Below are 9,086 nucleotides of genomic sequence, written 5' to 3'. Positions count from 1 at the left end.
CAGCCCCACGCTGCGCGCACCGGCCGACGTCCCGAGTACGCCCGGTACGAGGGCCGCCGCCCGGCACACGCAGCGAGAACCTGGATCCACCGACTTACCCAACGGACTTCCGGCGGGGGGACACTAGGAGCGCGCGAACCGGCCGCCTGCTCCGCGCGGCGGCTGCCGGGCTACTGCACGTCCGAGTCCGGTGGCGGCAGCTGCACCGTCCCCTGCGGCTCGACGGCGGCGACCCCGGCCACGCTGCCGAGCGCGTGGACGTGCCGGGTGTCCACCGAGCCGGTGATCACGCCGATCGGCCGCAGCACCTGCTCGACCTGCAGCCCGCCGCCCTCCAGGGCGGCGACGACCTCGTCGATCCGTTCGATCGCGTCGTCCGCGACGGAGATGGTGACCTTCTCGGGCACGGTGTTCCCCTCTCAGGCGCCGGGGGCCCGGACGAGCCCGGACCCGACGTCGCTCGCCGGAAGCGGCAGCCGCTGCGCGGCCTGCACGAGCTGCGCCCACAGCTCCTGGCCGGTGGCACCGGTGCGCTGCGACCAGAGTGCCGCGATCCCGGCGACGTGCGGGGTGGCCATGCTGGTGCCGGAGATCGTGTTCGTCCCCCTGGGCCGCGGCCAGGACGAGTACACGTCGACGCCCGGCGCCGCGATGTCGACCTGCCCGCCCTCGACGCTGGTGCTCGCCGCGGAGAAGTCGGCGATCGCCAGCGCGCCGTCCACCGCGCCCACGGCCATGATCGAGGGGCTGTTGGCGGGCACCCCGACGAAGCCGGGGTCGCCCGCGCCGCGGCGCGCGTTGTTCCCGGCGGCGGCCACGACGAGGGTGCCCGCGGCGAGGGCGCGCCTGCCCGCGGTCTCGTAGGCGGTGGAGACCTCCCGGACGTCGGTGCCCAGCGACATCGAGATGACGCGGGCGCCCGCGGAGATGGCCCAGCTCATGCCGGCGAGGATGTCGGCGTCGGTGCCGGAGCCGTCGTCTCCCAGCACCTTGCCGACGAGGATGCGCGCCTCGTGGGCGATCCCGTAGCGCCGCCCGGTGCCCGGGGCGAGCGCGCCGCAGGACGTCCCGGTGACGTGGGTGCCGTGCCCCTGCACGTCCTGCGCCGGCTGGCCATCGACGAACGACCTGGCCTCGATGTCGCGCCCGGCGAAGTCGGGGTGGTCGAGGTCGAGCCCGGTGTCGAGCACCGCGACGGTGATGCCCGCGCCGGTCTCCGGGGAGTCCGCGACGCCGGTGGCCTGCAGACCCCAGGTCAGCTTGTCGGTGTCGCCGAACTGCGCGGCCGCCACCGCACCCGCGTCCGCGACCCGGGAGTGCAGGAACTGCGCCGCGTCCCGGAAGCCCCGCAGGTACTCCTCGGAGAGCGACCCGCCGATCGCCCGCTGCACGCGCTCCGGCTCCACGCCCAGCAGCCGCCGGTCGGTGCGCGCCGCGGCCAGCTGGTCCGCGGACAGGTCCACGACGGCGACGCCGAGCTCGGCGAAGAGGGTCGGCCGGGCCGGCGCGGCGGCACGGTCGGCGTCCCGGGTGCTCGTGACCTCCGCGCCGCTCAGGTCCCGCACCGCGGCGCGGGCGCCGTCGTCGTCGTCCAGCAGGTCCTCGTTCAGCACCAGCAGATAGCGGCCGGTCAACCCCGCCCCGATGTCCACCACTCGACCCCTCTCGATCATCGTCCGGCGTAGGGGTCACATCGTGCCGGGGTGATCAGCTGGTGGCCACCGAGAGCGACGCTCCGCGTACCCGTCGTCGGTACCGCCTGCAGCACGGCCGTTGCTCGCGGACCTGGCGCGGCGGCTGGACGCGACCGTGCTCGGCGCCACCCTCGGCGGCGCGGGCGGCTGAGGCCGTGCGTGGCAGGATGGAAGCGTGGCACGCCTGGACTACGCAGAGCTCAACAGCGCCATCCGCTACGCGATGTGGTCGGTGTTCCGGGTGGAGCCCGGCCGGCTGGGCGACGACCGCGCCGCGGTGGCGAGCCAGCTCGGCGAGTTCCTCGACGCGCTGGCGGGCAAGGGCGTCACCGTGCGCGGCGTGTACGACATGGCGGGCCTGCGCGCCGACGCCGACTACATGATCTGGTGGCACGCCGACAACATCGAGACCCTCCAGGCGGCCTACGCCGACCTGCGCCGCACCACCGCGCTCGGCCGAGCGAGCACCCCGGTGTGGAGCCAGGTGGCCCTGCACCGGCCCGCCGAGTTCAACAAGAGCCACCTCCCGGCGTTCATCGCGGGGGAGGCGCCCCGGCGCTACATCTGCGTGTACCCGTTCGTCCGCTCCTACGAGTGGTACCTGCTGCCCGACGAGGAGCGGCGCCGGATGCTCGCCGAGCACGGCATGGAGGCCCGCGACTACCCGGACGTCCGCGCCAACACCGTGCCCGCGTTCGCGCTCGGCGACTACGAGTGGATCCTCGCGTTCGAGGCCGACCAGCTCGACCGGATCGTCGACCTGATGCGCCACCTGCGCGCCACCGACGCCCGCCGGCACGTCCGCGAGGAGACGCCGTTCTTCACCGGGCCGCGGGTGGAGCCGGGGGACCTGGTCGCCACGCTGCCGTGAACCGAGTAGCGCTGAATCAGCGCTACTCGGTACTCTGTCCACGTGGCCACGATCCAGATCCGGGACATCCCGGACGATGTCTACGAGTCGATCCGGCAGGAGGCCAAGGCCGCCGGCCAGTCCCTGCAGGCTTACATGCGGGAGCAGGTGACCGAGCTCGCGCGGCGGCGTGCGCGGTGGTCGGAGATCGTGGCCGAATGGGAGGCGGAGCTCGAGCGGTTCGGGCCGACGGTCAGCCGGGAGCAGGTCCTCGCTGACCTCGACGAGGACCGGCGCCGTTGACCGATGTCGTGCTGGATGCCTCGGTCACGGTGGCTGCGCTCGTCGAGCGCACGTCCGAGGCGCACGCGCTTCGGGAACGCCTTGGTCGGTTGGGGCGGCATGCACCCCACCTCATCGACGCAGAAGTCGGCAGTGTGCTGCGTCGGCGAGTTGCGGCAGGGGAGCTGCCTGCCGAGCTGGCCGAGGGCGCCCTTCGGGCCCTCGACACCCTGGTCGTCGACCGGTACCCACACGGCCCGTTGGCCCCGGCAGCCTGGCGGTTGCGCCACAACTTCTCCTACTACGACGCGCTGTACGTCGCTCTTGCCGCCCGGCTCGGCGCAACGCTGCTCACCGGGGACAACCGGCTCGCGAACGCCCCCGGCCTGCCGTGCGAGGTCGAGGTGATCAGCTAGCGTCCGGCTCCAGGCGGAGCGAGATCGAGTTGATGCAGTACCGCAGGTCGGTGGGCGTGTCGTAGCCCTCGCCCTCGAAGACGTGGCCCAGGTGGCTGTGGCAGGTGGCGCACAGCACCTCGACGCGACGCATCCCGAGGCTGGTGTCCACGCGCTCGATCACGGCGTCGCCCGCGAGCGGGGTGAAGAACGACGGCCAGCCGCAGTGCGACTCGAACTTGGTGTCGGAGCGGAACAGCTCGGCGCCGCACGCCCGGCAGGAGTAGACGCCCTGGGTCTTCGCGTCGGTGTACTCGCCGGTGAACGGCCGCTCGGTGCCGGCCTGGCGCAGGACCTGGTACTCGGCGGGGGTGAGCTGGGCTCGCCACTCGGCATCGGACTTGACGACCTTCGGGGCGGGCTCGGTGGCGGGATCCATGCTCCCCAGACTATGTCCGCGGCCCGGGAGGCGCACCGAGCCTGCGCCGGTGAACAGTGCGGCTACAGGAGCGCCGTGAAGACCAACGCCTCCCACACCACGTACGCCACGCCGAGGAGCAGCAGCACGACCACCGCCACCGCGGCCAGCCGCCGCCCGCCCCGGGCCCGGTTGGCGGACTCGGCGAAGTCGCGGACGCCGTCGAGGTAGCCCTCCACGGTGAAGGCGGGGCGCTGGCGCTGCATGCGGTCGAGGTGCTCGGCGAAGGCCTGGGCCTCCGGGTCGTCGGGGTCCAGCCCGAGCAGCTCGTCGTCGAACTGCCGGATCGGCCCGGACGGTCCGGTTCGTGGAGATCGGGCATCTCGTGCAGGGTAGCGGGTACCGTCCGCACTCGTGGCGAGCAAGAGCGCGGCGGTGCTGTTGTCGGTCCCCGGCCCGGACGGCGATCGCGAGGTGCGGCTGACCAGCGCCGACAAGGTGTACTTCCCGGAGCGGGGGATCACCAAGGGCGAGGTCGTCGAGTATTACCGCGCGGTGGCGGAGCCGCTGCTGGGCGCCCTGCGGGAGCGGCCGACGAACCTCAAGCGCTACCCGGACGGCGTCGACGGTGAGTCGTTCTTCTCCAAGCGGCTCCCGAAGGGAGCCCCGCCGTACGTCGAGACGGCCCGCGTGACGTTCCCCTCCGGCCGCACCGCCGACTCGCTGTGCCCCACCGAGCAGGCCGTGCTGCTCTGGGCGGCCAACATGGGCACCTTCGACTTCCACCCGTGGCCCGTCCGGCTGGCCGACACCGACCACCCCGACGAGCTGCGCATCGACCTCGACCCGCAGCCGGGCACCGACTTCGCCGACGCCGTCGCCGTCGCGGCGGTGCTGCACGAGGTGCTCGACGAGGCCGGGCTGGTCGGCTGGCCGAAGACGTCCGGCGGGCGTGGCGTGCACGTGTTCTGCCGCATCCGACCGGAGTGGGACTTCGTCGCCGTCCGGCACGCCGTGATCGCGGTCGCGCGGCGGGTGGCCGACCGGCTGCCGGAGAAGGCCACCGTCGCGTGGTGGAAGGAGGAGCGCGGCGAGCGGGTGTTCCTCGACTACAACCAGGCCGCGCGCGACCGCACCGTCGCGTCGGCGTGGTCGGTCAGGGGACGGCCGCGGGCTACGGTGTCCATGCCGCTGACGTGGGACGCGCTGCCCGACGTCGAGCCGGAGGACTTCGACGTGCGCACCGTGCCCGGGTTCTACGCCGAGCACGGTGACCCGCACGCGGGCATGGACGGTGAGGTGGGCGGGCTGGACACCGCGCTCGAGTGGTACGCCGCCGACGAGCGCGACCTCGGCTTGGGTGACCTGCCCTACCCGCCGGAGTACCCCAAGATGCCCGGCGAGCCGATGCGGGTGCAGCCGAGCCGGGCCCGCAACCCGGAGGCGTGACGGGTCGGTTTCGGCGACGGACGGCTCGGCCGGGATCACCGCGGTGCGGCGTCGACGTCCGGTCGGCCGGAGCCGCCGGCGCCTGCTCCGGCGACCCGCTTCGCGTAGCGGTGCGCGGGCACGCGGATCGGACCGTCCGGCCCCTCCGCGGCGTGGTCGAACGGGCCCTCGTCGGCCCACCCGTTGCGCTCGTAGAACCGGCGCGCCCGCGTGTTGCCGGCGACGACGGCGAGCCACGCCCGCTCGTGGCCACCCGCCCTGACGAGGCGCTCCGCCTCGGCCAGCAGTACGGCGGCAACCGCCGTGCCCCGGTGTTCCGTGGCGACGTAGACCTGCTCGACCTCGTCTCCGACGACCATGACGAACCCCGCGACGGCACCCCTGACGACCGCGACAGCGGTGTCGCCGGTCCGCTCGGCGGCGCGGGCGTCGAACGAGGCGTCCGTGCGCGCGGCGAGCAGCTCGTCGGGGACGTGGCCGAGGTGGCCGTCGCGCCAGCCGCTGCGCCAGATCGCCGCGACCGCGGGCGCGTCCTCGGGGCGTGCCGGCCGGAGCGTGACCGCGTCGCTGCTCACCACGCACGGAGACGCTAGCGTTCTGCCGAACCCGGTTCCGCCATCTTCCGGTGCATCTTCGCCTTGAGCGCGTCGGGAATGGCCTTGCCCGCGGCCTCCTGGGCCCGCGTGCCCAGCGACCCCGCGACGACGCGCCGCTCGCCCTTCATGAGCGCCTCGAAGCCCTGCTGCGCGACCTGTGCCGCGTCGTCCTTGTCCGAAGCGCCGACCTTCGTGTCCTCCATGTCGGCCCGCCGGAAGAAGTCGGTCTCGGTTGGGCCGGGCATGAGCGACGTGACCGTGACGGCGCTGTCGCGCAGCTCCTCCTGCAGCGCCTCGGCGAACGACTGCAGGAACGACTTCGACGCGTTGTAGACGGCCTGGAAGCTCCCTGGCATCGTCGAGGCGATCGACGATGTGATCAACACGCGGCCGTCGTCCCGGGCGGTCATGTCGCGCAGGACGTGCTTGGCCAGCCGCACCGTCGAGGTGATGTTGAGGTCGATGATCGCGAGCTCGTCGGCGAGCTCGGTGTCGACGAACCGGCCGCCCTTCCCGACACCAGCGTTGAGCGCCACGGCGTCGAGGGGGCGGCCGATCGCCGACGCGGCCGACCAGAGCCGCTCGACGCCCTCGGCCGTGCGCAGGTCGGCGCGCACGGACCGGACGCCGACGCCGGTGGCCGTCAGCTCGGCGGCGGCCCTGTCGAGCCGATCGTCCTCCGCGTTCAGCAGGAGGTCGAACCCGTGCCCCGCGAACTGCTTCGCGAGCTCGAGGCCGATCCCGCTGGACGCACCGGTGATCATCGCGAGGGGCCTGCTGGTGGACGAGGTCATGCCGGTCGGGCTACCCCGGCTCGTTTCCCGCAACCCCTCGCGGGAATGGCATGGGGCGACGGCGCCCAGCAGGAGGAGTCCCCATGCGAGCGGTCACCTGGCACGGCAAACGGGATGTGCGCGTGGACACCGTGCCCGATCCGGCCATCACCGAGCCGACCGACGTCATCGTGCGCATCACCTCGACCGGCATCTGCGGCTCGGACCTGCACCTCTACGAGGTGCTCGGGCCGTTCCTCTCCGAGGGGGACGTACTCGGGCACGAGCCGATGGGCGTCGTCGAGGAGGTGGGGAGCGGGGTCGCCGCCGTGGCGCCGGGCGACCGGGTCGTCGTGCCGTTCAACGTCTCCTGCGGCACGTGCTGGATGTGCGTGCGCGGCCTGCACTCCCAGTGCGAGACGACGCAGGTGCACGCCCACGGCAAGGGTGGGTCGCTGTTCGGCTACACGAAGCTGTACGGGCAGGTGCCCGGGGGGCAGGCCGAGTACCTCCGCGTCCCGTTCGGGGACACGTTGCCGATCAAGGTCCCGGACGGCCCGCCGGACGACCGGTTCGTGTACCTCTCGGACGTGGCGCCGACGGCCTGGCAGGCAGTGGAGTACGCGGCCGTGCCCGACGGCGGGTCGCTCGTGGTGCTCGGTCTCGGCCCGATCGGCGACATGAGCACCCGGGTCGCGCGGTACCGCGGCATCGAGAACGTGATCGGCGTCGACCTCGTGCCCGAACGGCTGGAACGGGCCCGCGCCCGCGGGGTCACCGTGCTCGACCTGTCCCGGCACGGCCGCGACCTCGTCGACCACGTCCGCGAGCTCACAGATGGTCGCGGCGCGGATGCGGTGATCGACGCGGTCGGGATGGAGGCGCACGGCTCCCCGCTCGGGAAGATCGCGCAGCAGCTGACCGGCATGCTGCCGGACGCGGTGGCGGCCCGGCTCATGGAGACCGCGGGCATGGACCGGCTGAACGCCCTCTACTCGGCCATCGAGCTCGTCCGCAGGGGCGGCACGATCTCGCTCAGCGGCGTCTACGGCGGCATGGCCGACCCGCTGCCGATGCTGACGCTGTTCGACAAGCAGATCCAGCTGCGGATGGGGCAGGCCAACGTGCACCGGTGGGTGCCGCAGATCCTCCCGCTGCTCGTCGACGGCGACCCGCTGGGCATGGACGACTTCGCCACCCACCGCCTGCCGCTCGACGCGGCCCCCGAGGCCTACGCCACCTTCCAGGCGAAGAAGGACGGGATGGTGAAGACGCTGCTTCAGCCGGCGTCAGGCCGCGCCCCGGCCCGATGATCAGCGGGGCGGCGGTGTTCGGCGATCACGGGCAGATGGTCGCTGGTCGATCTCCAACCGCGACCATCAGCCCTTGGTCACCGTGCTGTGCGGCCCGGAGCATCGCCGCACATCGGGTGTGCGTCCTGCCCCGCCCGCCGGGAATCGGTGGCCGGCCGCGGCTGGGCAGGGCCACCGCGAGCAGCACACCATCGCTCTCGCCACCACCGTGATGTGCTGATCGGTCGCTCGCCGCCGCCCGTCGCGACGAGCAGCAGCCGACCGCAGCGGCGCCACTACCGGGTAGCCCGATCACGCCCGGGTTGCTGTACGGCGGACAACTAGCCCTGGATCCGGGCAGCGAGCGTGGGCCGGCCGGGCCCGGTGAGCTCGCCGACGACGCCGCGGCGGCCGGAGATCGCCATCAGCAGGGACTCTCCGGGCCCGCGCACCTCCGGGCCCCGCCCGGCGGACCAGCCGAGATCGGTCGCGACCAGCCGGAGCCCGCGGGCGCGCCAGAACGCGCCGACCGGCGGCGCGAAGCGGGCGAACGAGAGCGCGGGCAGCAGCCGCTCCGGCGGGATCGTGCGCGGGGCGCCGAGGGGACGGCGGATGTCCTGCTGGTGGATCAGCGCGTCCAGCAGGGCGATGCGACCGCCGAAGCCGGTGGTGAGCCCGGTCGGTTCCAACCGCTGTTCCAGCAGGGTGAGCAGTTCGTCCGGGCCGGCGTCGCGCATCTCGGCCACGCCGACGGCGTTGGTCCGGCGCAGCCGGAACCGGCCCCGCGTGAGCCTGCGGACGAGAGCACGCCCGCGGAGCCCCTCGTAGCTGATCATGTGGGCCACCACGTCGCGGACCAGCCAACCGGCGCACAGCGTGGGCGTGTCCCACTGCTGCGGCGCCAGGCCTTCGAGGAGCGCGAGGAGGTCCGCCCGCTCCGCACGGGCGAGGGCCGAACACGTCATCGCCGGCGCACGCTACCCGACGGCGAGCCGGATCACCCTCTCGCGGTGGATCTGCGGCTCAGCCGACCGCTGATCACGCCTCCCGCACCGGACGGCCCCGCGTGCTGCACGCGGTCTCAGGCGCGCCGGGCCCGGACCGCCCGCACCACCAGCCAGATCCCGGCGACCAGAGCCAGCAGCCCGATCGCCAGCCACAGCCGCGAACCGGACATGAAGCTGCCGCCGAGCAGGTTGCTGCCCTGCAGGGTCCACAGTGCGCCGACCAGTACCAGGACGACGCCGAAGGCGGCGAGCACGAATCGCATCGGCCGATGATGCTCCCTCCCGACGGCGCCGAGAACCCCGTCTCGTCGGGGCATGCGACGAGGCCCT

General features: G+C 73.4%; 13 protein-coding genes. 5 read left to right on the top strand and 8 right to left on the bottom strand.

Features of this window, described 5'->3' with window-relative positions; all coding sequences use genetic code 11:
* Positions 1-170: 170 nt before the first annotated feature.
* Positions 171-407, bottom strand: a complete 237-nt coding sequence (locus tag ABEA81_RS32715; RefSeq protein WP_345610511.1) for a hypothetical protein — start codon at positions 405-407, stop codon at positions 171-173.
* A 12-nt stretch (positions 408-419) separates the two neighbouring features.
* Positions 420-1,652 (bottom strand): S8 family serine peptidase, encoded by a 1,233-nt coding sequence (locus ABEA81_RS32710; RefSeq protein WP_345610510.1) that lies wholly within the window; start codon positions 1,650-1,652, stop codon positions 420-422.
* A gap of 217 nt (positions 1,653-1,869) precedes the next feature.
* Here ABEA81_RS32710 and hemQ point away from each other — a divergent pair, with 217 nt between their 5' ends.
* The 3 genes from hemQ to ABEA81_RS32695 are packed head-to-tail and all read left to right on the top strand — an operon-like array spanning position 1,870 to position 3,242.
* Positions 1,870-2,565, top strand: a complete 696-nt coding sequence (gene hemQ / locus ABEA81_RS32705) for a hydrogen peroxide-dependent heme synthase (protein WP_345610509.1) — start codon at positions 1,870-1,872, stop codon at positions 2,563-2,565.
* A gap of 42 nt (positions 2,566-2,607) precedes the next feature.
* Entirely contained in the window at positions 2,608-2,847 is a 240-nt protein-coding gene (locus ABEA81_RS32700; protein ID WP_345610508.1) for a FitA-like ribbon-helix-helix domain-containing protein, read from the top strand.
* On the top strand, positions 2,844-3,242 hold the full coding sequence (locus ABEA81_RS32695) for a type II toxin-antitoxin system VapC family toxin (RefSeq protein WP_345610507.1): 399 nt from the start codon (positions 2,844-2,846) through the stop codon (positions 3,240-3,242). The genes ABEA81_RS32700 and ABEA81_RS32695 overlap by 4 nt, the downstream gene beginning before the upstream one ends.
* On the opposite strand, the gene msrB is transcribed toward ABEA81_RS32695, so the two are convergent.
* Together msrB and ABEA81_RS32685 are read right to left on the bottom strand one after the other, a co-directional pair.
* Positions 3,235-3,660, bottom strand: coding sequence for a peptide-methionine (R)-S-oxide reductase MsrB (gene msrB, locus ABEA81_RS32690; protein WP_345610505.1), 426 nt, complete (start codon positions 3,658-3,660; stop codon positions 3,235-3,237). The genes ABEA81_RS32695 and msrB overlap by 8 nt on opposite strands.
* A 62-nt stretch (positions 3,661-3,722) precedes the next feature.
* The gene (locus tag ABEA81_RS32685; protein WP_345610519.1) at positions 3,723-3,986 is read right to left on the bottom strand and encodes a hypothetical protein; all 264 of its coding nucleotides are present in this window, start codon (positions 3,984-3,986) and stop codon (positions 3,723-3,725) included.
* Positions 3,987-4,053: 67 nt separating this feature from the next.
* Here ABEA81_RS32685 and ligD point away from each other — a divergent pair, with 67 nt between their 5' ends.
* Positions 4,054-5,088, top strand: a complete 1,035-nt coding sequence (gene ligD, locus ABEA81_RS32680; protein WP_345610504.1) for a non-homologous end-joining DNA ligase — start codon at positions 4,054-4,056, stop codon at positions 5,086-5,088.
* A gap of 35 nt (positions 5,089-5,123) precedes the next feature.
* Here ligD and ABEA81_RS32675 read toward each other — a convergent pair whose 3' ends face one another.
* Together ABEA81_RS32675 and ABEA81_RS32670 are read right to left on the bottom strand one after the other, a co-directional pair.
* Positions 5,124-5,666 carry a GNAT family N-acetyltransferase gene (locus ABEA81_RS32675; RefSeq protein ID WP_345610502.1) on the bottom strand — a complete coding sequence of 181 codons (543 nt, stop codon included), beginning with the start codon at positions 5,664-5,666 and terminating at the stop codon, positions 5,124-5,126.
* A gap of 11 nt (positions 5,667-5,677) precedes the next feature.
* Positions 5,678-6,478: an SDR family NAD(P)-dependent oxidoreductase gene (locus ABEA81_RS32670; protein WP_345610501.1), complete on the bottom strand. Its 801-nt coding sequence runs from the start codon at positions 6,476-6,478 to the stop codon at positions 5,678-5,680.
* 83 nt (positions 6,479-6,561) lie between these two features.
* Between ABEA81_RS32670 and ABEA81_RS32665 the strand changes: the two genes are divergently transcribed.
* Positions 6,562-7,770 carry a zinc-dependent alcohol dehydrogenase gene (locus ABEA81_RS32665; RefSeq protein ID WP_345610500.1) on the top strand — a complete coding sequence of 403 codons (1,209 nt, stop codon included), beginning with the start codon at positions 6,562-6,564 and terminating at the stop codon, positions 7,768-7,770.
* 320 nt (positions 7,771-8,090) lie between these two features.
* Here ABEA81_RS32665 and ABEA81_RS32660 read toward each other — a convergent pair whose 3' ends face one another.
* Both ABEA81_RS32660 and ABEA81_RS32655 read right to left on the bottom strand, forming a co-directional pair.
* The gene (locus ABEA81_RS32660) at positions 8,091-8,714 is read right to left on the bottom strand and encodes a maleylpyruvate isomerase family mycothiol-dependent enzyme (protein ID WP_345610498.1); all 624 of its coding nucleotides are present in this window, start codon (positions 8,712-8,714) and stop codon (positions 8,091-8,093) included.
* A gap of 116 nt (positions 8,715-8,830) precedes the next feature.
* Positions 8,831-9,019, bottom strand: a complete 189-nt coding sequence (locus ABEA81_RS32655) for a hypothetical protein (RefSeq protein ID WP_345610497.1) — start codon at positions 9,017-9,019, stop codon at positions 8,831-8,833.
* Positions 9,020-9,086 lie beyond the last annotated feature (67 nt).

This window comes from Pseudonocardia adelaidensis, assembly GCF_039543345.1.
Taxonomy (GTDB): domain Bacteria; phylum Actinomycetota; class Actinomycetes; order Mycobacteriales; family Pseudonocardiaceae; genus Pseudonocardia; species Pseudonocardia adelaidensis.
The sequence above is the reverse complement of the archived record's forward strand: the minus strand, read 5'-3'. Positions and strand labels throughout refer to the sequence as shown.

Bases quoted from the DNA above. Each gene is read 5' to 3' on its own strand.
- ABEA81_RS32655 (WP_345610497.1), bottom strand. From the start codon at position 9,019: ATGCGATTCGTGCTCGCCGCCTTCGGCGTCGTCCTGGTACTGGTCGGC.
- ABEA81_RS32660 (WP_345610498.1), bottom strand. From the start codon at position 8,714: ATGACGTGTTCGGCCCTCGCCCGTGCGGAGCGGGCGGACCTCCTCGCG.
- ABEA81_RS32670 (WP_345610501.1), bottom strand. From the start codon at position 6,478: ATGACCTCGTCCACCAGCAGGCCCCTCGCGATGATCACCGGTGCGTCC.
- ABEA81_RS32665 (WP_345610500.1), top strand. From the start codon at position 6,562: ATGCGAGCGGTCACCTGGCACGGCAAACGGGATGTGCGCGTGGACACC.
- msrB (WP_345610505.1), bottom strand. From the start codon at position 3,660: ATGGATCCCGCCACCGAGCCCGCCCCGAAGGTCGTCAAGTCCGATGCC.